Origin of the sequence: Streptomyces ortus (assembly GCF_026341275.1) — a bacterium.
GTDB classification, from domain to species: Bacteria; Actinomycetota; Actinomycetes; order Streptomycetales; family Streptomycetaceae; genus Streptomyces; species Streptomyces ortus.
Genome location: NZ_JAIFZO010000002.1, coordinates 6394532 through 6416666 on the forward strand (window position 1 = coordinate 6394532; position 22135 = coordinate 6416666).

18 protein-coding genes are annotated in these 22135 nt (G+C 72.6%); all 18 read right to left on the reverse strand.

Annotation, left to right across the window (positions count from 1 at the left end; translation table 11 throughout):
• Positions 1-26: 26 nt before the first annotated feature.
• Positions 27-1655: a TRAFAC clade GTPase domain-containing protein gene (locus tag K3769_RS31385; RefSeq protein WP_267029626.1), complete on the reverse strand. Its 1629-nt coding sequence runs from the start codon at positions 1653-1655 to the stop codon at positions 27-29.
• A complete protein-coding gene (locus tag K3769_RS31390) occupies positions 1652-4795 on the reverse strand; it encodes a GTPase-associated protein 1-related protein (RefSeq protein ID WP_267029627.1) in 3144 nt (1047 codons plus the stop codon). Before K3769_RS31390 ends, K3769_RS31385 begins: the two co-directional genes overlap by 4 nt.
• Positions 4792-6039 (reverse strand): TRAFAC clade GTPase domain-containing protein, encoded by a 1248-nt coding sequence (locus tag K3769_RS31395; protein ID WP_267029628.1) that lies wholly within the window; start codon positions 6037-6039, stop codon positions 4792-4794. Before K3769_RS31395 ends, K3769_RS31390 begins: the two co-directional genes overlap by 4 nt.
• Positions 6040-6043: 4 nt before the next feature.
• The gene (locus K3769_RS31400; protein WP_267029629.1) at positions 6044-8419 is read right to left on the reverse strand and encodes a hypothetical protein; all 2376 of its coding nucleotides are present in this window, start codon (positions 8417-8419) and stop codon (positions 6044-6046) included.
• A 375-nt stretch (positions 8420-8794) separates the two neighbouring features.
• The gene (locus K3769_RS31405) at positions 8795-9538 is read right to left on the reverse strand and encodes a sirohydrochlorin chelatase (RefSeq protein ID WP_267029630.1); all 744 of its coding nucleotides are present in this window, start codon (positions 9536-9538) and stop codon (positions 8795-8797) included.
• A gap of 5 nt (positions 9539-9543) precedes the next feature.
• Positions 9544-10467 carry an ABC transporter permease gene (locus tag K3769_RS31410; RefSeq protein WP_267029631.1) on the reverse strand — a complete coding sequence of 308 codons (924 nt, stop codon included), beginning with the start codon at positions 10465-10467 and terminating at the stop codon, positions 9544-9546.
• Positions 10454-11272 carry an ABC transporter ATP-binding protein gene (locus tag K3769_RS31415; RefSeq protein ID WP_267029632.1) on the reverse strand — a complete coding sequence of 273 codons (819 nt, stop codon included), beginning with the start codon at positions 11270-11272 and terminating at the stop codon, positions 10454-10456. Before K3769_RS31415 ends, K3769_RS31410 begins: the two co-directional genes overlap by 14 nt.
• Before the next feature lie 56 nt (positions 11273-11328).
• A complete protein-coding gene (locus K3769_RS31420) occupies positions 11329-12432 on the reverse strand; it encodes an aliphatic sulfonate ABC transporter substrate-binding protein (protein ID WP_267029633.1) in 1104 nt (367 codons plus the stop codon).
• A 234-nt stretch (positions 12433-12666) separates the two neighbouring features.
• Positions 12667-14031 carry a sulfate adenylyltransferase subunit 1 gene (locus K3769_RS31425; protein WP_267029634.1) on the reverse strand — a complete coding sequence of 455 codons (1365 nt, stop codon included), beginning with the start codon at positions 14029-14031 and terminating at the stop codon, positions 12667-12669.
• 2 nt (positions 14032-14033) lie between these two features.
• Positions 14034-14972, reverse strand: coding sequence for a sulfate adenylyltransferase subunit CysD (gene cysD / locus K3769_RS31430; RefSeq protein ID WP_267029635.1), 939 nt, complete (start codon positions 14970-14972; stop codon positions 14034-14036).
• Complete coding sequence (gene cysC, locus K3769_RS31435; protein ID WP_267031615.1) at positions 14969-15520, reverse strand: adenylyl-sulfate kinase; 552 nt, start codon at positions 15518-15520, stop codon at positions 14969-14971. Before cysC ends, cysD begins: the two co-directional genes overlap by 4 nt.
• 79 nt (positions 15521-15599) lie before the next feature.
• Entirely contained in the window at positions 15600-16349 is a 750-nt protein-coding gene (locus K3769_RS31440; RefSeq protein ID WP_267029636.1) for a phosphoadenylyl-sulfate reductase, read from the reverse strand.
• The gene (locus tag K3769_RS31445; RefSeq protein ID WP_267029637.1) at positions 16346-16525 is read right to left on the reverse strand and encodes a hypothetical protein; all 180 of its coding nucleotides are present in this window, start codon (positions 16523-16525) and stop codon (positions 16346-16348) included. The genes K3769_RS31440 and K3769_RS31445 overlap by 4 nt, the downstream gene beginning before the upstream one ends.
• Positions 16522-18219 carry a nitrite/sulfite reductase gene (locus tag K3769_RS31450; protein WP_267029638.1) on the reverse strand — a complete coding sequence of 566 codons (1698 nt, stop codon included), beginning with the start codon at positions 18217-18219 and terminating at the stop codon, positions 16522-16524. Before K3769_RS31450 ends, K3769_RS31445 begins: the two co-directional genes overlap by 4 nt.
• A gap of 147 nt (positions 18220-18366) precedes the next feature.
• Positions 18367-18450, reverse strand: a complete 84-nt coding sequence (locus K3769_RS41210) for a putative leader peptide (protein WP_349817346.1) — start codon at positions 18448-18450, stop codon at positions 18367-18369.
• A 139-nt stretch (positions 18451-18589) separates the two neighbouring features.
• The gene (locus K3769_RS31455; RefSeq protein WP_267029639.1) at positions 18590-19171 is read right to left on the reverse strand and encodes a GNAT family N-acetyltransferase; all 582 of its coding nucleotides are present in this window, start codon (positions 19169-19171) and stop codon (positions 18590-18592) included.
• Positions 19172-19234: 63 nt separating this feature from the next.
• Positions 19235-20641 (reverse strand): hypothetical protein, encoded by a 1407-nt coding sequence (locus tag K3769_RS31460; protein ID WP_267029640.1) that lies wholly within the window; start codon positions 20639-20641, stop codon positions 19235-19237.
• A 192-nt stretch (positions 20642-20833) separates the two neighbouring features.
• Positions 20834-22132, reverse strand: a complete 1299-nt coding sequence (locus K3769_RS31465) for a helix-turn-helix domain-containing protein (RefSeq protein ID WP_267029641.1) — start codon at positions 22130-22132, stop codon at positions 20834-20836.
• Positions 22133-22135: the final 3 nt, after the last annotated feature.

Here is a 22135-nt window from a genome sequence, read left to right on the forward strand (position 1 = left end):
CCACCTGATGTGCCGCGTCACGGTACTCATGCGGTCTCCAGCTTCTTCTCCTTCGGGTCGGGGCCGAGCAGCCGGCCCGTGCGCAGGCCCGACGCGGCCAGCAGCCACAGCACGGGCTCGGCGGCCCGTCGCTGCTCGTTGTCCAGCGAGCCCGCGCCGGTGGCCGCATGGGCGCTGACGGCCCAGTAGCGGTCGGCCCTGAAGTCGTGGCCGAGGGCGCGGACGAGCCCGCCGAGGCCGATCTCGGTGAGCCAGGTGTCGATCCGGGCACCGGCCACCGGCAGGGAGCCGAGCTGGTCGAGGACGTCCCGCTTGGTGACGACCGTCGCCACGGACATCCTGCCGCGCCGCCCGGTGAGCGCCGACAGCTCGCCCGCCAGCCGCTGGTACGTCTCCCAGGGGCCCTGCGGGGAGGGCCGGGCGTCGGTGGCCCGGTCGGCGTCGGCTCCGCTCAGCTTCGCGCGTACCGTCGGCTCGGCGAGCACGTCCGCGACCAGGACGACCCCGTCGGTGTGCGCGAGGTAGTGCTGGGCGCGCACCCGCTCGGCGTCCTCAAGGGACTCGCCCATCGGGTCGTACAGATAGAGGAGTCGGCGGCGCCGCCCGAGCGTGACGGTCAGCATGAAGGCCCGGGGCTGGCCGCCGGTCGTCGCGTGCGCCCAAGTGCCCTGCGTCAGCGTCTGGTTGAGGGTGTTCGCGGTCTGCCGGTCGTCCGTCGACGCGTACTCGACGCGCAGGCCGCTCCGCCGCGACCAGGCGTGCAGGCCCTCGACCATGGCGGCCATCAGCATCGTCTTGCCCGACGAGGTGCCGCCGACCAGCGGCGCGTGCACGACACGCGTGGTGCCCACCGCGTCCGGCAGCACCTGGTCGCAGTGCGGGCACAGGGCGGTCAGCCGGCCGCGGCCGGCCAGCCGGCTCGCGCCGAGCCGCTGCCCGCAGGCGCACATGTGCCGCAGCGCGCCGTAGCGCCCGGGGCGCAGCCGGGCGTGCTGCTCCCGGCAGCCGGGACAGCGGTGCACCGCGAGCGGCACCGGCCGGTAGCAGCCCGGATAGGGGCACTTGACGCGGATGCGCAGGACCGTGGCCCAGCCGCGCTCCACGCCCCGCAGGACGAGCGCGGTGCCGGCGGCGCCCAGCCACACCAGGGCGAGCAGCAGGGCGAGAACCGCCAGCGCGAGCGCGAGGAACGCGGTCGCGAGCGTGGCGGCCACGAGGGCGCCGACGAACGTGCCGGGCGCGACGAGCCACATCCCCAGCTGCACGAACGAGTTGCGCTCGGGCAGCCCGTTGGAGCGGATGCCGCGGAACAGCCGCGCGGTCGTGCGCTGGGTCCAGTGTCCGGTGAACCGCAGCCAGATCACCCGGATGCCGTAGCCGCCCGCGGTGGCCGCGTCCACCCACATCTGCCGCCACCAGTAGGCGAGTTCGGCCGGTTCGCCGCCGCTTCCGCTCCCGCTGCCACGACCTGCACCGGTACCGCTGCCGCCGACCGCCGGGATACGGGTGTCGGGCAGGCCCACCTGCCGGGGGCCCAGGGCGGAGCACACCGCCCCCACACCCTGGGCGAGGAGCTGCCACAGGGCGTTGCCGAAGCAGACGGCGCCCGCGACCAGCGCCACGAAGCCGAGGAGGTACTGCGCGACCACGTTCACCGGCGGTCCCGGTCGTCGCCCGGAGGGGGTGCCACGTCCCCGTACCGCGAGGCCGGATTGTCGTCCCTGGCGTTGTCGCCGCCTCCGCCCCGGCCGCCGTCCCTGCCGCGTCCGCGTCCGGTGAACCGGCCCGCGAGGCGGCCGAGCGTTCCGGGCCGGTTCCAGGCCCGGAACGCGTCGAGCTTGCCGCGGCCCGCCCGGTCGAGGCTCGCCTCCACCTGCGCCAGGTCCTCGGCGGGCAGCGCGCGCACGACGGGTCGCAGCACCTTGCCCAGCAGGGCGGCACAGGTCTCGTCCCACGCGGGGTGCGCGCCCGCGTGCGAACTCCAGTCGCAGAAACACTCGGCGACATAACCGGGGACGGTACGCAGCCGGTCGCCCACGCGCTTGGACAGCGCCGCCCGTTCGTACGCGGCCAGCAGGTCCGCGTCACCGGAGAGGGCCAGCGCGTACAGCTCGCCGGGCGGCGCCGAGCCGCGCAGCAGGCGGCGCGCGAGGGCGCGGTGGACCCGGGCGAGGACCGGCGCGGGCAGGGGGTGGGCGTTCGCGGCGAGCGCCGTCGCGCGCCGCACCCAGTCCAGTCCCTCACCCTCGGTGCCGAGCAGTCCCGCGAACTCCAGCAGCAGGAGGGCCGCGCGCTGTTCCGGTGCCAGTTCCGTGGTGAAGCAGCGCAGCAGGTCGGCGGCGAGCGCCGGGACGCCGCGGTCGTCGGCCGGTGCCGCGAGCGCGGCGTCGATCAGCAGGTCCCGGGTACCGGCGGCGCGGTGCAGGTCGGAGCCGAGTTCGTTGAGCAGCAGGCCGGCCTCCGCGCCCGTGGGCAGTTCGCCGGGCCACACGAGGTTGACCGCGGTCCGCAGGACGGTCGGTTCGGTGTGCGGCGAGAGCCCGGCGGAACGCACCACGGCGTGGAAGAGGGGCAGCCGGTCGGCCGTGCCGGTGGGTGGCGCGTTCGACGCGCACATCCGCAGATGGGGGAAGCCGGAGTGGTCCCGTACGGGAAGATCCGCGACGGCCAGCATCCGCGCGGCGGGCACCGGCCGGTCGGCGGCGAGCGCGTCGAGCGCGCCGAAGAGGGCGATCCGCAGGGTGGGGTGCGCGGCGACGGCGCCGCGCAGCGCGGGGAGATCCTCCGGTCCGACGGGTCCGGCGGACCCGCCGGGCCCCGCGCTACCGACGGTGCCAGGAGCGCCGGTGCCGCCGCCGTGCCCGGCACCCGGCGAGGTGCCGACACCGGCGCGGGGATCGGCGCCGGGACGGGACCCGGTACGTGCGTCGGCACCGATCCCGGCTCCGGCTCCGGCTTCGTAACCGGGTCCCGTTCCGTAGCCAGGCCCGGAACCGGCTCCGTGACCGGTCGCGTGGCCGGCTCCGTGACCGGCCCCGTAACCGGTCGCTTGACCGTTCCCGTGACTGGCTCCGAAATCGGTCCCGGGCCCGGCTCTGTGACCGGTCCCGTGAGCGCTCTCCCGACCGGATCCGTAACCGGCTCCGGAGTCGCTCCCGTGACCGCCTCCGGCATCCGTCCCATGACCGGATCCGGAGTCGGTGCCGTGACCGGCCCCGTGGCCGGACTCGTAACCGTTCCCGTCCGCCCCCTCCGTGCCGGGAGGCGTCACGCCCGTGCGGGTGCTCCACCAGGGGATCGCTCCGGCGCGGTCGGCCGGCGCCGCCGGGGTACGCCGCCCCGGGTGCCCTGTGTCACGCGGCTCCGGGTGCGTGGCTGAGCGGTCTGTCCGCGCCTCCGGGATGTCCATGAGGGCCTGGGCCAGCCGTGCCGCGAGGTCCGGGAGGAGGTCGGTGCAGTCGACCTCCAGCAGATCGGCGACGCGCAGCAGACCCAGCGGGCGCCCGGCCGGCGGTTGCGCCGGGTCGGCGACGCCCGCGCGGATCGCGTACCCCAGCTCCGTGCCGAGCCGCGTCCGCGCCTCGGGGGTGAACGAGGCGCCGTGGACGACGGGGACGGGCCCGTCGCCGCGCACCGCCGCCGTCAGGACCCGCGCGGCGAGCGGCGCGGAGACGGAGGCGGACACCCGCCCGTCCAGGCGTTCGAACAGCGAGGTCAGCCCCGCCACGAAGTCACCCGCCGACGGCGCCGGGTCCGCCGACTGTGCCTGGTCCGGCGACCGTGCCTCGTCCGCCGGCCGTGTCTCGCACAACGCCGTGACGTACTGGGCCAGTTCAGCCTCGGGCAGGCTGCCCGCCCGGTCGCGGACCCAGTGCGTGGCCGCGGTGAGCGCGGCCGGGGGCAGCGGGACACGGGCCGCGAGAGCCGCCGCGGCCAGCGAGCCGAGGTCCGGCCCGTACTGCCGGAACAGCTCGGGCCTGCCCGCCCGCCACACCCGGGCGCACACCTCCGCCCACAGGTCCGCCGCAGCGGCGGGCACGGGCGGCCGGGTGCAGTCGTGGACCCGGTGCCGGTGGCCGTACGCCACGGTCTCGGACGACGGCAGTACGCCGATGATCTGCTGCCTGGCCTGCGCGGGCCGCCGCGTGTACGTGGTGAAGGTCAGCCGGTGCGCCTGCTCGCGCGGCAGCACCGCGCAGGCCAGCGCGATCCACTGGGCCACGGCGGCGCTGTCCCGCTCCACGAGCACGACCTGTCCGGCCCCCGGATCGTCCGCGACCGCCCGGACATCCGCGAGGACCGCCGCCAGCCGGTCGCCGCGGGACACCGCGAAGGCCACCAGCGCCTCGTGCCGCATGAGCGCCGACGGCTCGAAGCGGTCGATCGGCTCGGGCCTGCCCTCGGCCGGCGTCTCCCGGCCCCAACGCGGCGACTCCCAGGCCGTGATGGGCAGCGCGCCGTCCGGCAGCCGCCCCCCGGCGGGCAGATGGAGGGCATGGGCGTGGAAGTTGCCCCACCGCCCGCTGTAGTCGACACCCGTGTAGACGGAACGGCTCAGCAGCCGCCCGCCGTCCGAGAGTTCGCTGAAGCTGAACGCCGTCGGAAACGCCGAGAGTTCGTCGGCGTCGGGCCGTGCGGGGGAGTCCCGCGGCGGCTCGTACCCGATGAGCTGCTCCGCCTCTCTGAGCACACCCTGCGGCACGTTCTCGCTGACCGCCGTGAAGCGGAAGCCGGATCCGCCCGGTCCCGGCGGCGCGGAGGTGTAGTGGAGCTGCGCGAGCTGGTGGAGCGTCACCTGGACTGGTCCTTCCGTGCGTTGGTCACCGGCAGCAGCCCGCGCCGGGCCAGCAGCCACAGCAGCGGATCCTCCACCCGCAACGGCTGCGGCCCCGACTTCGGCACGTCCGCCGGAGCGTCGGCGGGCGGCGCCGCGCCCAGCGCCGAGAGGCCGAACAGCGACAACTGCGCGAAGTCCCGCTCCAGTTGCCGGTAGAGCGCTCCCGAGTCCCAGTCGGCCAGCTGGGAGCGCAGCTCCTCGTGCACCGCGAGCCGGTCGTCCTCGTCGAGCGTCCCGCCGTCGTGGGTGGCGCTGCTCAGCAGCGGTGAGTGCGGGTCGAGCAGGGGCCGCAGCATGTCCGTCTTCGTCACGGCCACCGCTATCGGTGTGCTGACCCGGCCGCGCGAGCCGCCCCGGCCGTGCGCCCGCAACTGGGTGGCGAGATCCGCCGCGATCTGCTGCGGCGGGGTCTCCACGGCGGGCAGCGGCGGTCCGTCACCGAGCGGCAACCGGTCGCGCACGGACCCGAGTTGCAGCGGGTCGACGAGCAGGATGATGCCGTCGGCCGCGCTGAGATAGCGGGTGTAGCGGTCCACGGCGTCGGCGCCCGCGAGGTCCTCGCCCGCCGCGTCGAAGAACACGAGGGTGGTGTGCCGGCTGCCCGTGCCGAGCCGCCCGCGCCGGGGCAGACTCAGCCGGTACAGCAGCGGATCGTTGAAGCCCAGCGCGGCGGGACGGGTCGCGTCCGGCAGCCGCAGCCGCTCGTACAGGTCCTGGGCCATCTCCTTGTCGCGCTGCTGCGTGCCCTGGCCCATCGCGGCGAGCGAGGCGTCGAAGGCCTGGCCGACCCGTCGGTTCAACTCGTTGACCAGGACGGCGACATAGGTGCTCTTCCCGGACGCCTTCGCGCCGACCAGCGCGATGATCCTGCTGTCCTGCTCGCAGTAGTCGCTGGGCAGATCACTGTGGCAGGAGCCGCACACCCGGACCGTCGTGGTCACGCCACAGCCCGGGCAGACGGCGGGTCCCGCGTTCGCGGCGGGCCGCAGCCTGGACACCGCCGAGCGCTGCCGGGTGAAGACGGGGCCGCGCATCCGGGCCGACGGCGAGATGCCCGGACCCATGATTTCGGCCCAGACGTCGTCGCGTTCGGGACCGCACGGCTGGGCACCGCGCACCCCGCCCGCGATCATCAGACAGCGGTACGGCAGCCCGGCGGCCGACGAACGGGCGAAGCAGTAGGGGCAGATGACGGTCGTCATGGGTTCAGCGCACCACCAGGGTCGCGGGGGACGGTTCTTCGAGTCGTACGGACGTGGCGTGCGCGCCGAGCAGGAACCCGCGCAGGGTGTACGGGACGGGACAGGGGGCCGAGTCCAACTCGTGCTCGACCGTGCGCAGTTCCAGGAGCTCGGCACCGGCGATCCTGAACACGGTCGTGCCGTCCGCGGGCCCGCGCGGACGAAGGGTGCCGCTGCGCGCCACACAGACGAACTCCGGCAGATCCTCCGGCGGCCGGAGCGGACTCTCCTCGGCAGACGAGCCGGGAGGCAAGCCGGAGGATGACCCGGGAGACAAGTCGGGAGACAAGTCCGGAGGCGATTCGGGGGAGTCGTCGGGTGCGGAGAGCGTGACGCGGATCAGGGGCTTGCCGCGCCGCAGCATCCGGCGCGGCGCGGGCACCAGACGGTACGCGACGGAGGTGTCCGGCGGCAGCACCGTCTCGGCGGCCGACGGCAGCGCGACCACGGACCCCGACGTACGCGGCGCGGGCACCGCCCTGACCCGGACACCGCCCCGGCCGACCGGCAGCCGCAGCCCCTGGCGCCGGTACTGGTGCGCGGCGACGGCCCGTTGGCCGGTACGTCCGCCGCTCTCCGTCCAGCTGACGGTCAGCAGGCCGGTGCCCTCGGGCCAGTCCAGGACGACCTGCACCTGACCGTCCGCCTGCCGTCGCGCGCTCAGGCCGGTCACCGCGACGGGCGCCTCCACGGTGACGGCCGGCCCGGCCACGGCCCGTTCCCCCAGCACGGCGACGGCCGCCACCTCGGCGTGGGTGCCGGGCGGCGGACAGAGCACCGGTCCGCCGTCGTGGTGGCGGGGCCACGGCAACGCCCCGGGCAGCTCGGCGGTGGCCAACTCGGAGCCGGGCGCGGGGGCTTCACCGGGCCAGCACACCAGCCGTACGTCCGTACCTCCGTCGCCGCCTCCGTCGCCTTCCTCGTGCACGCCGGTCCACGCGAACCGGATCGCCTCGCCCTCGGCCGTGGCCGTGAGCGTCCGTACGGGTTCGGGCCAGCGGTGCACCGTGCGGGTCGCCGTGATGCCGGGCGAGGCGACCGTCTGTCCCTCTGGCGTGCGGTAATGGCAGACGACCCGGAACCGGTGCGGTCCCGGCGGCAACCCGGCGGCGGCGAACCGCCCGTTCCCGCAGGCGAGAGGGCCGGCCGGGCCGTCGGGACCGGTGTGCTCGACCGTCACCTCCGTGGCGCCGGGCGGTGTCCGCCAGGTGCCGTCGATCCGCGCCCGCCCGTCCGTCAGCGCGAGATCGCTCACCTCGGGGGTGACCCGCAGCTCCCGGGCGACGAGGGGTACGCCGTCCACGCGGCCCTCGCGCACGGGGAGCGCCACGTAACGCACCGTGCTGCCCAGCGGTATCGCCCGGTCCTGCGTGCCGCACCCGCCGCCCGCGCCCGGGGGCAACTGGCGCACTTCGCGTACCTCGGTGCTGCCGCGCCCGGTCCGCCGGAGCCGCAGGATCCGCCAGGTGACGTCGGGCTCTGCCGCGTCCCAGGTCAACTCGGCGGCGTCCGAGCGGAGTTCGCATCGCAGCTGCTCGGCCTGGCCGTGGTGGCGGGGCCGGTGGATGCGGACGAGGCTGAACAGCGCCTTGCGGTCGTCCGCCGCGAGGCGCAGGGTCCGCAGGTACTCCTCCGTCGCGGCTTCGGTGTCGCCCGCCCGCTCCGCGGCACCGGCCGCGTCCAGCGCGGCGTCGGCGTGGCCCAGCCGGCGGGAGAGGGTGGCCCGGAGTGTGGTGAGCGACGGGTCGTGGCCGGTGGGCGGCAGCCGTTCCAGGAGCTTACGGACGCGACGGAGCCGGTGTTCGGCCCAGGCGTCGGCCAGGGACTCGGCGGCGGCCCGCTGGCCCTTGTCCAGTACGGGGCGGACGCGGGCTGCGGCGGCGAGGCCGGCGGTCTCCTCGGCGTGGATGCCGAACGACCGTGCTGTGTCCGGGTGGTGGCCGCGTGGGTGGTCCTGGAGCAGTTCGATCAGTTGGTACAGCAGGACTCTGCGCAGGGTCTGGGGGTCGTGGCGGTGGAGTTCTGCGAGAGCGTTCGCGAGGGTGGCCGTGGGGGTGGTGCCGCGGCCCAGGTCGGCCAGGAGCGCGTGGTCGACCCGTCGTCGGCCCCGGACGCCGAGGGGGACGAACACGCCGTCCAGGACGCGGAGTCCCTGGCCGGGGCCGAAGAGGTCGCCGATGTGGCGGAGGCCCGCGGCGCGTTGGGTGGCTTGCAGGTGGGCGTAGCCGGGGGTCAGGGGGGAGAGGGGGAGGGCGGACAGCGCTTGGGGCAGGCCCAGGTGATGCCCGAACTCCAGACCTGCCACCTGTACCGCTCCCCCGGTCGTGCCTGCGACCGACATCCCATCAGATTCGGGGGGTCGGAGGGGGTGGATTTCGGAATCCGGGGAGGTGAGAGCCTTATGAGTGTCGGATGTGGCTGGAGTGAAGAGGGCGAGCGGTTTGCGCCCCCGCCGCCCCTACCCTTTCCCTACCACGCATGGGGGCTCCGCCCCCTCGCCCCCGCCCGCGCAGTTCCCCGCGCCCCTAGGGGCGCGCATTTCGGGGGCGCGGGGAACGGCGCGATCTTTTGTCTTGAAGCCGCCAGGGGCGTGGCTTTCAGGGGCGCGGGGAACGGCGCGATCTTTTGTCTTGAAGGCGCCAGGGGCGCGGATTTTAGGGGCGCGGGGAACTGCGCAATCTTTTGGCCGCGCCCCGGCGGGACCGCGGCCGAGGGTTCAAAGCCCCGCCGCGGCCAGAGCCGACGCGGCGACCGCCGCGTCATAGCGGGCCAGCACCACGTGCGCGACCTCCGGCGCCGCCCCCAGCACCCCCGCCAGCAGATCCGCCCCACCAGCCTCCCGCGCGACGCGATCCGGCAATCGCCCCGGCGCGAGGAAATACGGCGCCACAACCACCCGCGCACACCCCAGCGCACGCAAAGACCCCACCACCTCCCCCGTCCGCGGCAGCGATCCGGCGGAGGCGAACGCAGGCCGCACGGCGCACCAACCGGTCCGCCGCCACTCCCGCGCGATATCAGCGATCACTGCGATCGCCTCCGGGTCCGTGGACCCCGCCGCGGCCAGGACGACCCCGGTCGAGGACTTGTCGGCGGGGGACAACCCCGCCTCGTAAAGGCGTCGTTCGAGCGCGGCCGTCAGCAGTGGTGACGGGCCGAGCACCTCGGCCTGCCGGATCCGCAGCCGGGCCGGTGCCTCGCTCAGCACCGACGGGATGTCCGCCTTCGCGTGGAAGGCGCGGCTCAGGAGCAGGGGGAGGGCCACGACGTCGCGTACGCCCTCCGCCGCCAGGGACTCCAGCTTGCCCGAGACCGAAGGGAGGTTGAACTCCAGGAAGCCCGTCTCCACGCGCACCCCCGGCCGCCGCGCCCGCACCTGCCGTACCAGGTCGTGCACGGTCGCGGCATGACGCGGGTCACGGCTGCCGTGGGCGATGACGAGGAGGACCGGTTTCGACATGGAGGTCAGCTTTTCACGAGGAGACCGCGGCTGCGCAGGACCCACCGCTCCAGCGGGCTGAAGATCAGCAGGTCGATGGCGATACCGACGATCAGGATGAGCAGGATGGCGAGGAACACCATGGGCATGCTGTTGGCCGTACGGCCGTTCTCCAGCAGCTGGCCGAGACCGACACCCAGGTCCGGCGAGGACGCGATGATCTCGGCGGCCATCAGGGAGCGCCACGAGAACGCCCAGCCCTGCTTGAGCCCCGCGAGGTAGCCGGGCAGCGCGGCCGGGATCACGACGTGCCAGGTGCCGCGCAGGCCCGTTGCGCCCATCGTGCGGCCCGCCCGCAGGAACAGCGGGGGGACCTGGTCGACGCCGGAGACGAGGCCGTTGGCGATCGAGGGGACCGCGCCGAGCAGGATGACCGCGTACATCATCGAGTCGTTGAGGCCGAGCCACAGCACGGCCGGCGGTACCCACGCCACGGACGGCAGCGACTGGAGTCCGGACAGGATCGGGCCGATCGCCGCGCGCACGAACTTCACCCGCGCGACGAGCAGTCCCAGCGGGGTGCCGATGACCAGGGCCATCAGGAAGCCCAGCAGACCGCGCGAGACGCTGGTCCAGATGTATTCGAGGAGCGTGCCCTCCAGCCAGGCCTCCTGGACCTCGTCCCAGACCGCGGACGGGGCCGGCAGCTTGTAGCTGTCGGTGACCTCCGCCCACACCAGGACCTGCCAGACGACCAGCACCAGGGCCACGGCGACGATCGGCGGGAAGATCTTCTCCACGAAGGTCCTGCGGAAGGGCGTCCTCTTCGTCTGGACCGTGTCCAGCGCGTCGAGCCCCGCCTCCAGTCCGGCGAGGTCACCGGAGTCCTTGACGGCGCCCACCCCCGAGCCGGTCGCGGACTCGGCGGCGCTCGTCTCAGTGCTGGCCATGACGGCGGATCTCCCCACGCAGTTGTTCGGTGATCTCGACGGACAGTTCCGCCACGGCGGGGTCCTCGATACGGCGCGGCTGCGGGATGTCGACCGTCCACTCGCGCGCGACGCGCCCCGGGCGCGAGGACAGCAGCACCACGCGCTCGGCGAGCCGTACCGCCTCGCGCACGTTGTGCGTCACGAACAGCACCGACACGTTCGTCTCGCGCCAGATCCGGGTCAGTTCGTCGTGCAGCACGTCCCGCGTGATGGCGTCCAGGGCCGCGAACGGCTCGTCCATCAGCAGCAGCCTGCTGTCCTGGGCGAGCGCGCGGGCCAGCGCGACCCGCTGCCGCATCCCGCCCGACAGCTCGTGCACCCGCTTGCCGTACGCGCCCTTCAGCCGGACGAGTTCCAGGAGCTCCTCCGCCCTGGTACGGCGGTCGGTCTTGGGCAGGCCCCGCAGCTTCAGGGCCAGCTCGATGTTCTTGCCCGCGGTCAGCCACGGGAAGAGGGCGTGCTCCTGGAACATCAGGGCCGGGCGGCCGTCGGTGCTGATGCCGCCCGCGGACGGCTTGTCGAGCCCCGCGACCAGATTCAGCAGCGTCGACTTGCCGCACCCGGAAGCTCCCAGGAGGGTGACGAACTCGCCCGGCGCGACATCGAGCGTGATGTCGTCCAGGACGAGCTGCTGCCCGGCGGGGCCGGCGAAGGACTTCGAGACGTGCTCGATCCGGGCGGCGTACTCCACCGACGTACCGGCTTCGGCGTCGGCGGTCTTGGCGAGGGCGGTTGCCACGGTCGTCACCTCCTGGGAACTCATGGGTGTGCGGGCCTGAACTGTCTGCTGTCCGGACTTGCTCGACCGGCCGTCCGGGCTTACTTGACGCCGAGACCGGCGTCGTCGACCGCGCTCGCGCCCTCGGCCTTCAGGACCTTGTTCAGCGGGGCGAGGTCGTAGATACCGTCGAGCCTCGGCTTCTCCAGCAGACCGGCCTTCACCGCGTGCTCGGCCTCGGCGTCGAGGGTCGCGGCCAGCGGGTCGTCGGTGAACCGGATCGACTTCCACGCCGGGTCGATGACCTCGGCGGGCAGCTCCTTGCCGGACAGCGCCTTGAGCCTGGTGTTGGCGGCGGCCTTCGCCTCGTCCGGGTTGGCGTTGATCCACTTGTTGGTCTTCACCGAGCCGCGCAGCACCGCCTCGACGACGTCCGGGTGCTCCTTGAGGAACTTCTGCGACACGATGATGTTCGTGATCACGAACTTCTTGCCGGGCCACAGGTCGGCCTCGTCGAGGAGCACCTTCGCGCCCTCGGCGACCAGCTTGGACGCGGTCGGCTCCGGCACCCACGCGCCGTCGATGGACCCCGACTTGTAGGCGTCCGGCGTGATCTTGTTGTCCGTGCGGACCACGGAGACGTCGCCCTTGCCGCTCTGGGCGTCGACCTTCCAGCCCTGCTCGGCGATCCAGTTGAGGAACGCCACGTCCTGCGTGTTGCCCAGCTGAGGCGTCGCGATCTTCTTGCCCTTGACGTCCTTCAGGGACTTGATCCTGTCCGGGTTCACCACCAGCTTCACCCCGCCGGAGGCGGAGCCGCCGATGATCCGCAGGCCCTTGCCGTCCGTCGTGCTGTACCCGTTGATGGCGGGGGAGGGGCCGATCCAGCCGATGTCGATCGACCCGGAGTTCAGCGCCTCGATCTCGGACGGACCCGCGTTGAACTGCGAGTACGAGGCCTTCGTGCCCCCGAGCTCCTTCTGCAGCAGCCCCTCCTGGTCACCCACGAGTGCGGTGGCGTGCGTCAGGTTCGGGAAGTAGCCGATCCGGACGGTGTCGGCGGAGAGCTTCTTGCCCTCGGCGGCGACCTTCGAGGTGTCCTCGTCCTTGTCGGAACCGTAACCGCAGGCGGCGAGGGTCAGGAGCGGCAGCGCGGCGGCCACGGCGATGCCGCGGCGGAGCAGTGTGGAGCCCTTGGCAGGCACGGGAGGGTTTCCTCTCGTCGGCCCGGCGGTCACGGTTCTTCAGGTCGTGGCCGGGAGGTCGGCAGGTCTTCGTCGTATCCGCGACGGCGGGCGGGGGGACGGGGCGCGGAGGCAGTGCGCGTACGTCAGCACGCACATCGCGCGACTCCGCCCTGTCCGGCGCCGAGGGCGCCGCTGCCGATGCGGCCGCCCTCCTTCGCGAACGTGGAGTAGAGGTCGACGGTGGTCGTCATGTCAGAAGTCCCACCCGTCCTCGTCCGCCTCGGCCCTGACGGGCTCCGGGGAGGCGAAGGACTCGCCGACCATGCCCGCGGTGAGCGTGGTGCCGTCCGCGGGGTCGATCAGGATGAACGAACCGGTGCGCCGGGAGTCGGCGTACGAGTCCACCGGCAGCGGCTCGGCGGTACGGATCTTCACGCGCCCGATGTCGTTGGCGACCAGGTGGCCCGGGTGCGGGTGCAGGGACAGGTCGTCGAGGGTCAGCCGCGAGGGGATGTCCTTGACGAGCGCCTTGACCGTGCGGGTGCCGTGCTTGAGCAGCACCCGGTGGCCGATGGTCAGCGGCGCGTCGGCCACGTGGCAGACCGTCGCCTCGATGTCCTGCGTGGTCGCGGGCGCGTCCTTGGTCGGCACGATCAGGTCGCCGCGCGAGATGTCGACGTCGTCCTCCAGGAGGACCGTCACCGACTGCGTCGTCCAGGCCACGTCGACCGGCTCGCCCAGCAGGTCGATCGAGGCGATCCGCGAGGTCCGGCCGGAGGGCAGCACGGTGACCTGCTCGCCGACGCGGAACGCCCCGGCCGCGATCTGGCCCGCGTACCCGCGGTAGTCGGGGTGCTCGGCGGTCTGCGGACGGATCACGTACTGCACGGGCAGCCGCGCGTGGCAGGTCGCGAGGTCGTGGCTGACCGGCAGGGTCTCCAGGTGTTCGAGGAAGGTGGGCCCGCCGTACCAGTCCATGTTCGCGGAGGGATCCACCACGTTGTCCCCGGCGAGCGCGGAGATGGGGATCGCGGTGATCTCGGGAACGCCCAGTTCGGAGGCGTACGCCGTGAACTCCTGGGCGATCGCGGCGAACACCGGCTCCCGGTAGTCGACCAGGTCCATCTTGTTCACGGCGAGCACGACGTGCGGGACACGCAGGAGGGCGGCGATGGCGGCGTGGCGGCGGGTCTGCTCGACGACGCCGTTGCGCGCGTCGACCAGGACCACCGTCAGCTCGGCCGTGGACGCCCCCGTCACCATGTTGCGGGTGTACTGCACGTGGCCCGGGGTGTCGGCGAGGATGAAGCGCCGCTTGGCCGTGGCGAAGTAGCGGTAGGCGACGTCGATGGTGATGCCCTGTTCGCGTTCGGCGCGCAGGCCGTCGGTGAGCAGGGCGAGGTCGGGGGTGTCCTGGCCGCGGCTGCGGGAAGCGTGCTCGACGGCCTCCAGCTGGTCGGTGAGGACCGACTTGGAGTCGTGCAGCAGGCGGCCGACGAGGGTGGACTTGCCGTCGTCCACGGAACCGGCGGTCGCGAACCGGAGCAGCGTCGTCCCGGACAACTGCTCGACCGACAGCGGCTCGACGGGTTCGGTGGGCTCGATGGTGCTCGTCATGGTTAGAAGTACCCCTCGCGCTTGCGGTCTTCCATCGCGGCCTCGGACATCTTGTCGTCGGCGCGGGTGGCGCCCCGCTCGGTGAGCCGGGAAGCGGCGATCTCGGTGATCACGGCCTCCAGCGTGGTGGCGTCGGAGTCGACGGCGCCGGTGCAGGACATGTCGCCGACCGTGCGGTAGCGCACGAGGCGGGTCTCGACCGTTTCGCCGTCCTTGGGGCCGCCCCAGTCGCCGGGGGTGAGCCACATGCCGGCGCGCTGGAAGACGTCGCGTTCGTGGGCGAAGTAGATCTCGGGCAGGTCGATGCCTTCGCGGGCGATGTACTGCCAGACGTCGAGTTCGGTCCAGTTGGAGAGGGGGAAGACGCGGACGTGTTCGCCGGGGGCGTGGCGGCCGTTGTAGAGGTTCCACAGTTCGGGGCGCTGGCGGCGGGGGTCCCACTGGGAGAACTCGTCGCGCAGGGAGAAGACGCGTTCCTTGGCGCGGGCCTTCTCCTCGTCGCGGCGTCCGCCGCCGAAGACGGCGTCGAAGCGTTCGGCCTGGATCTTCTCGGTCAGCGGCAGGGTCTGCAGCGGGTTACGCGTGCCGTCGGGGCGTTCCTTGAGGGTGCCGCGGTCGATGTAGTCCTGCACGGAGGCCACGTGCAGGCGCAGGCCGTGCTTCTTGACCGTGCGGTCGCGGTACTCCAGGACCTCGGGGAAGTTGTGTCCGGTGTCCACATGGAGCAGGGAGAACGGCACCGCGGCGGGCGCGAAGGCCTTCAGTGCCAGGTGGAGCATGACGATGGAGTCCTTGCCGCCGGAGAACAGCACCACCGGCCGCTCGAACTCGCCCGCCACCTCACGGAAGATGTGCACCGCCTCGGACTCCAGCGCGTCCAGATGACTCAGCGCGTACGGGCTGTCGGTCCCCTCCTCGGAGACGTCGGCGACGGTCGTCATGCGAGACCCCTCTCGGCGAGCAGTGCGTGGAGCGCTGCCGCGGACTCCTGCACGGACTGGGTGTGCGACTCGATGCGCAGATCGGGCGACTCGGGCGCCTCGTACGGGTCGTCGACCCCGGTGAGCCCGGAGATCTCGCCCGCCGCCTGCTTGGCGTACAGGCCCTTCACGTCCCGCTCGCTGCACACCTCGACGGGCGTCGCGACATGCACCTCCAGGTACGCGGCGCCGCTCGCCTGATGGCGCTTGCGCACCGCCTCGCGGCTGTCGGCGTACGGGGCGATGACCGGCACCAGCGTCTTGACGCCGTTGCGGGACAGCAGGTCGGCGAGGAAGCCGACGCGCTGGACGTTGGTGTGCCGGTCCTCGCGGCTGAAGCCGAGGCCCGCCGTCAGGAACGTACGGATCTCGTCGCCGTCGAGCACCTCGACGCGGTGGCCCTCCTCGCGCAGCCGTCCGGCCAGCTCGTACGCGATGGTGGTCTTGCCGGCGCTCGGCAGACCCGTGAGCCAGATGGTGGCTCCGGTCACTTGGTTCTCCTGGTTCATCGAGGTCGTCGAGCCGGCCACGGATGTCGTGGCGGGCACGGCCGTCGCGGTCGTCAGGTGCGTCGAGGTCTCGGTCATGTCAGCCGTGCAGTCCGCACTCGGTCTTGTTGCTGCCCGACCAGCGGCCGGCGCGCGCGTCCTCGCCCTCCAGCACCCGGCGGGTGCAGGGGGCGCAGCCGACGGACGGGTAGCCGTCCATGAGGAGCGGGTTGGTGAGGACACCGTGCTCGCTCACGTACGCCTCCACGTCGTCCTGCGTCCAGCGGGCGATCGGCGAGATCTTGACCTTGCGGCGCTTCTCGTCCCAGCCGACGACGGGGGTGTTCGCCCGGGTCGGGGACTCGTCACGGCGCAGGCCCGTGGCCCAGGCGCGGTACTTGGTCAGCCCCTGCTCCAGCGGCGCGACCTTGCGCAGCGCGCAGCACAGGTCGGGGTCGCGGTCGTGCAGCTTCGGCCCGTACTCGGCGTCCTGCTCGGCCACGGTCTGGCGCGGGGTGAGCGTGATGACGTTGACGTCCATCACGGCCTCGACGGCGTCCCGGGTGCCGATGGTCTCGGGGAAGTGGTAGCCCGTGTCGAGGAACACGACGTCCACGCCGGGGTCGGCGCGGGACGCGAGGTGGGCGACCACCGCGTCCTCCATCGAGGAGGTGACACAGAACTGCTTGCCGAAGGTCCGCACGGCCCACTGGAGGATCTCCAGCGCGGAGGCGTCCTCCAGATCGCGGCCGGCCTGCTCGGCGAGCGCCTTCAACTCGGCGTCCGTGCCGGTATCGGTGCCAGTGCCATTGCCAGTGCCGGTCTCGGTATCGGTCTGAACGGCCGTCATATCTCGTCCCCTCCACCGTCGTTGCGCTGAAGTCCACGGGACAGCAACCCGAGGAACTTCAACTGGAAGGCTCGGTTGCACGCCCCGCATTCCCACGCCCCGTGGCCCTGCTCGCCCGGACGCAGGTCCTCGTCGCCGCAGTAGGGGCAGTAGAAGGGCGCCGCGCGCTCGCTCATGACAGGGCCTCCTCGGAGGCGCGGGTGGCCCACGCGGCGAAGCGCTCGCCGTCCTCGCGCTCCTCCTCGAAGCGCTTGAGGACCCGCTCGACGTAGTCGGGCAGGTCGTCCGCCGTGACCTTCAGGCCGCGGACCTTGCGGCCGAACCCGGCTTCGAGCCCGAGCGCGCCGCCCAGGTGGACCTGGTAGCCCTCGACCTGGTTGCCCTCGCTGTCCAGCATCAACTGGCCCTTGAGACCGATGTCCGCGACCTGGATACGGGCGCAGGCGTTCGGGCAGCCGTTGATGTTGATGGTGACGGGCTCGTCGAACTCCGGCATCCGGCGTTCGAGTTCGTCGATCAGCGTGGCGCCGCGGACCTTGGTCTCGACGATGGCGAGCTTGCAGTACTCGATGCCGGTGCAGGCCATCGTGCCGCGCCGGAAGGTGGACGGCCGGACCTTCAGGTCGAGGGCTTCCAGGCCCTCCACCAGGGAGTCGATCTGCTCCTGTTCCACGTCGAGCACGATCATCTTCTGCTCGACGGTGGTCCGCAGCCGGCCCGAGCCGTGTGCCTCGGCCAGCTCGGCGATCTTCGTGAGGGTGGCGCCGTCCACGCGGCCCACGCGGGGGGCGAAGCCGACGTAGAAGCGGCCGTCCTGCTGCCGGTGCACACCGATGTGGTCGCGCCAGCGGGCGAGCGGCTGGTCGGGGGCCGGGCCGTCGACGAGCTTGCGCCGCAGGTACTCGTCCTCCAGGACCTGGCGGAACTTCTCCACGCCCCAGTCGGCGACCAGGAACTTCAGGCGGGCGCGGGTGCGCAGGCGCCGGTAGCCGTAGTCGCGGAAGATCGACAGGACGCCGATGTGGACGTCGGCGACCTCGTCGAGCGGGACCCAGGCCCCGAGGCGCTGGCCGATCTTCGGGTTGGTGGAGAGGCCGCCGCCGACCCAGAGGTCGAAGCCGGGGCCGTGCTCCGGGTGGTTCACGCCGACGAACGCGACGTCGTTGATCTCGTGCGCCACGTCCAGGAGCGGTGAGCCGGAGACCGCGGTCTTGAACTTGCGGGGCAGGTTCGAGAAGTCCTTGTTGCCGATGACCCGGCGGTGGATCTCCTCGATGGCGGGCGTGCCGTCGATGATCTCGTCCTCGGCGATACCGGCGACGGGCGAACCGATGATCACGCGGGGCGTGTCACCGCAGGCCTCGGTCGTGGACAGCCCGACGGCCTCCAGGCGCTCCCAGATCTCCGGGACGTCCTCGATGCGGATCCAGTGGTACTGGACGTTCTGCCGGTCGGTGATGTCCGCGGTGCCGCGCGCGAACTCCTGCGAGATCTCGCCGATGACCCGCAACTGCTGGGTGGTGAGGCGTCCGCCGTCGATCCGTACCCGCAGCATGAAGTACTTGTCGTCCAGCTCCTCCGGCTCCAGGACCGCGGTCTTGCCGCCGTCGATGCCGGGCTTGCGCTGGGTGTACAGCCCCCACCAGCGCATACGGCCGCGCAGATCGTTGGGGTCGATCGAGTCGAAGCCCCGCTTGGAGTAGACCGTCTCAATGCGCGTCCGCACGTTGAGACCGTCGTCGTCCTTCTTGAACTGCTCGTTGCCGTTGAGCGGGGTGTAGTGACCCACGGCCCACTGGCCCTCACCGCGGTGACGGCTCACCTTGCGGCGGGGCGTTTCGGCAGCGGGATCCTGCGGAGTGGCGGCCATGGTTTCTACGTCCTTCGGGACAGACGGATGCGGCTCTGACCTGCGCGCATGAGTGCATGCGGGCATACGTGCGCGGCGTTGCGCAAGTCGAGACAGGGAGATGTCGGTAGTGCTGGACGCGGGGGCGTCGGCCCCTGGCGCCGTGGGTCAGCGAACCGGACAGATGGCGCTGGACATGCGGCCGAGGTCGACGTGCCGCCGACTCACCAAGGCAATTCCAGTTCCAGACATGACGGAAGCGTGTCATGGCGATCTGGACACAGTCCAGCTTCGTCCAAAATGCGGACACCCTGGTCCCGGGATGTGGGACAAGGGTGATGGTCGCCGCACGATCCGCCGCACGAGCCGGTGCGGATCACATTCTGCCAGGTCAGCCGACCTGTGCTCCGGGCCAGGGTCCGGGGGTGGTCACGTCCGGCTCCTCCTCCACCTTGGTGTCGAAGAGCCTGAAGCCGCGGCGCAGGTAGTTGTCCATCGCGTGCTCCCCGTCCTTGCTGCACGTATGCAACCAGACGCGCTTGGTCGGCGCCCGCCCCGGCCAGCGGTCGGCCAGGTCCCAGGCCCGCGCGACCCCGTACGAGAGCAGGTGGCCGCCGATGCGCCGGCCGCGGAAGGCCGGGATCAGGCCGAAGTAGACGATCTCCACCACGCCGTCGTCCTGCCCCTCCAGCTGCATGTACCCGGCGGGGGTCCCGCGGTCGTAGGCGACCCAGGTCTCCACTTCCGGCCGCTCCAGATCGTCCCGCCACTGCGCGTACGTCCAGCCGAGCCGGTCCGTCCAGCGGATGTCGCCGCCGACGGAGGCGTACAGGAAGCGGCTGAACTCGGGGGAGGGCACCTCCGCCCGGACGATCCGGACGTCCCCGTCCCCGTCCGCGTCGGGGGCGGCGGCGGGCAGCCGGTCGGCCGGAGAGGTCTGCTCCAGGGACCAGGTGGTCACAGCGATGCTCATACGGGCCAGCGAACCACGGGGACGGGCGGCCCTCCAAAGCGGGCCGCCCGTCCTCGCCGCGGGTCACTGCACGGAGTCGTCGACCGCCGACAGCGGGACCGAGTACAGCACCCGCTCCGGGATCGCCGGCGCCTCCCACGCGTTGTCCTTGTTCGCCGCCCACTCGGTGAGCGTCCACAGTTCGCCGGTCTCCTGCCAGTACGACAGGGACTCGGTGTGCTGGCCCCAGCAGGCGTACGACGTGCCGCCGTCGCCGCACTGCGCGGCCTTCGCGACGCTCTCGTTCTGGCGCCAGAGCGTGCCGTGCCGGTCACGGCTGCCCGGGGCGTAGCCGGTGTACCAGTCGGCCTTGTCCGCCCCGTCCGGCTTGTGCGACAGGACGCCCTGCAGCCCGACGGCCTTGGTCTCGTACGCCTCGTCGGCGTTCACGAGGTCGCTCGCGTTGCTGCCGAGCAGGCCCGTGCGGTCGCTCGCGGTGCTGTAGTAGTAGCGCCAGACGCGGGCCGGTTCGGTGCCGCCGGAGCTGAACCACTCGTTCGCGACCAGGCTGTCCGGGGTCGAGGTGCGGTCCAGGGAGACCGACGCGAAACAGGGGCGCGCGTCGTTGTTCGTCGCGCTGCACGCGCCGCCGGTGAGGTTGTACGAGCCGATGGCCGGCAGTACGTACTGGTAGCCGCGCGCCGACCAGCCGCCGCTGACCTTGCCGACCTCGGTGCTGTTCACATCGGCCCGCAGGATGCGGTTCATGTCGAAGACGAACAGGGCGTTGTCGTGGTCGGCGCCGTTCTTCGCGGTGACGATCAGCTTGTCCTGGTACCAGACCATGCCGCCGATGTGCGAGCGGACGGCCCCGAAGTCCTTGCCGCCGGAGAGCGGCGCGACCAGCAGGACCCACCGGTACTTGAGGTTCTGCGGGTCGTTCGCGTCGATGAAGGCGATCCGGGCGAGACCCTTGTCGGCCCCGGGTTCGCCCGCCTTGTGGTCGTTGTGGGTCCAGCCCGCCAGGATGACCCGGTCGGAGCCCCACTTGCCGTCGTTGTCGGCGTCCCCGGAGGTGGTGACGGACTGCGGCAGCCACTTCTGTGTCGTGGCGTCCCCGCTGTCCCAGCAGTAGGCGCGCGAGGCGGTCGGCTCGACGGGCAGGGCGGCCGACTCGGTCGCGGCGCACTCGGCCTTGTCGCGCATCGGGTGGTTGGCGCTCCTGAGCACGTCGTCCACCCCGACGGAGCCGCCCATTCCGCTTTGCAGGGTGTCGAGCGTCGACTCGGCGACCAGGTTCTCGTGCAGCTGCAGCTTGCCGATCTCCGACGCCGACGTGAGCGGCTTCAGGGGCCCGGGGTTGTCGCTGCCGGCGGCCTGCGAGGTGGTGATGATCGTGGCGGCGGCGGTGAGGGCGAGGGCCGCCCCGGACAGGGTGGCCCGCAGGACACGCCCCTTGTTCCGGCGGCGATGTCTGCCTCGATACGTCATGCGTCCTCCCGTCGTCGGCCAACCGCCCCCTGCGATCCGGCGGTTGAGCCGGAGGAGACGGATGTGGGGGGCCGTGGGTTGGATGGTACGGCAGAGGGGGGCGAGCCAGGTCGAATACCCGGTAATAGGTCGGGATTGCGCCCATGGCTCCCGTGGCGGGAGGAGGATGCCGATGTCATCCCGGCGCCGTCGTCACCCCGGCGGGGGGTTGCCCGCGACGCGTGAACGCACCACCCCCGGAGCCGTCGAATACGGAAGCAGGTCGGCGGGGTTGTCGGGGAGGCGCAGGTGCAGGTCGGCCGTTTCCTCGAAGCGGTACGGGCGGTGTTCCAGGACGGGGCCCAGATAGCGGCGTACGCGCGACATCTCGGCCCGTACCGTCACCGTGCGGGACGGGTCGCCGAACAGGTCGTCGGCCAGCTCGGCGGCGCTGCGGCCGGTGCGGTGCAGGGCCAGCAGGTACAGCAACTCGGTGTGGCGGGGGCTCAGTTCGTGGGTCCAGGTGCCCGTCCCGTCCGCCACGGTCACCGACCAGCGGCGCGGCTGCGAGACGTCCAGCTCGATCCGGGCGGTGCCGCCCGGCGCGCCGCCCCCGTCCGGGGCGCGGATCAGCCAGCCGCCGGTCAGCGGCTCCACCGAGCACAGGCCGAGCGACGGCACCCGGATCCGGTCGGTGCCGGGCGCCGCGGGCAGGGCAACCCGGTCCAGGTGCGGCATCCCCGTGACCGCGGCGGTCCAGCCGTCCCGGTCGACCGCGAGAGCGCGGCCGGTGATCCGGGCGAGGACCGGCGCCGCCACCGAGCGCAGCCGGTCCAGCGAGGCCAGATGCCGCTCCCGCAGCCGCGCCTCGGCGAGCTTGGCCACCGAATCGACCCACGCGAGGGTCGACGGATGCATCGTCTCCCAGGGCCCGCTGACGTCCACGACGCCGATCAGCCGGCCGTCGCGCGGGTCGGTGATCGGCGCACCCGTGCAGGTCCAGTTGGCGTGGGTGCGTACGAAGTGTTCGGCGGCGAAGACCTGGACGGGGCGGCGGACGACCGCGGGGGTGCCGATGCCGTTCGTACCGACGACGTTCTCGCCCCAGTGCGCGCCGAGTTCGAAACCGAAACCGTCGGCCCGGTGCAGCACGGGCCTGTTGCCCTCGCGCCACAGCACCCGGCCCTCGTCGTCCGCCACGACCATGATGTGGCGGGTGACGTCCGCGACCGACAGCAGCCCTTCGCGCAGCACCGGCAGGACGTGCCGCAGCGGGGACTCCCGGCGCCGCCGCTCGATCTCGTCGCGGTCCAGCAGCCCCGCGCGGAAGTCGTGGTCGGGGTCGACACCGCCCCGCAGCATGCGTCGCCAGGACTCCTCGATGACCGGCCGCGGGCCGAACGGCGCCGGCTGTCCGGACAGGGTGGCGTCGCGTACCTCGTCGAGTACGCGGGCCGCCCGTGCCGCGTCCCCCGCGGCCAGCCCTGCCACGTTCACCGGCGGGTGCGCCATCGT